At 67.7% G+C, this 841-nt stretch carries 1 protein-coding gene; it reads left to right on the top strand.

Translation table 11 applies throughout. From position 1 onward, the window contains the following. The coding region (locus IE209_RS33630) for an ATP-binding protein (RefSeq protein WP_268245990.1) at nt 1–841 on the top strand (841 nt) is incomplete at both ends.

Genomic DNA, 841 nt, shown 5'->3' with positions numbered 1-841 from the left:
CGCCATTGCGCAGGCGCTGGCCGAGGCCAAGCAGGCGGCCGAGGAATCGGCCAAGGCCAAGTCCATGTTCCTGGCCAACATGAGCCACGAGATCCGCACGCCGATGAACGCGATCATCGGGCTGTCGATGCTGGCGCTGCGCACCGAGCTGGACAAGCGCCAGCGCGACTACGTGAGCAAGGTGCACAACGCGGGCACGGCGCTTTTGGGCATCATCAACGACATCCTGGACTTCTCCAAGGTGGAGGCCGGCAAGCTGGACATCGAGGCCGCGCCGTTCCGGCTGGACGAAGTGCTGGACAACGTGGCGGCGCTGCTGGCGCAAAAGGCCGGCGACAAGGGGCTGGAGCTGCTGTTCGACACCGCGCGCGAAGTGCCGCCGGTGCTGGTGGGCGACGCCTTGCGCATCGGGCAGGTCATCACCAACCTGGTGAGCAACTCGGTCAAGTTCACCGAGCGCGGCCAGGTGGTGGTGTCGGTGCGCTTGCTGGAGCAGCAAGGCGATGAAGTACGCCTGCGCGTGGACGTGCGCGACTCGGGCATCGGCATGACGCCCGAGCAGGCCGCGCGGCTGTTCCAGGCCTTCACGCAGGCCGACGGCTCGACCACGCGCAAGTACGGCGGCACCGGGCTGGGGCTGACCATCAGCAAGCGGCTGGTCGAACTCATGGACGGGGAGATCCATGCCGAATCCACGGCCGGGCAGGGCAGCCTGTTCTGGTTCACGGTGCGCCTGGGCGTGGGCGAGGACAAGGGCGGACTGGACATCTCGGCCCTGAACAGCCTGCGCGGCATGCGCGCGCTGGTGGTGGACGACAACGACGCGGCACGCGAACTCATG

It is taken from the genome of Pseudorhodoferax aquiterrae (genome assembly GCF_014652235.1).
Taxonomy (GTDB): domain Bacteria; phylum Pseudomonadota; class Gammaproteobacteria; order Burkholderiales; family Burkholderiaceae_C; genus Pseudorhodoferax; species Pseudorhodoferax aquiterrae.
This window is presented reverse-complemented; position numbering and strand designations above follow the sequence as displayed.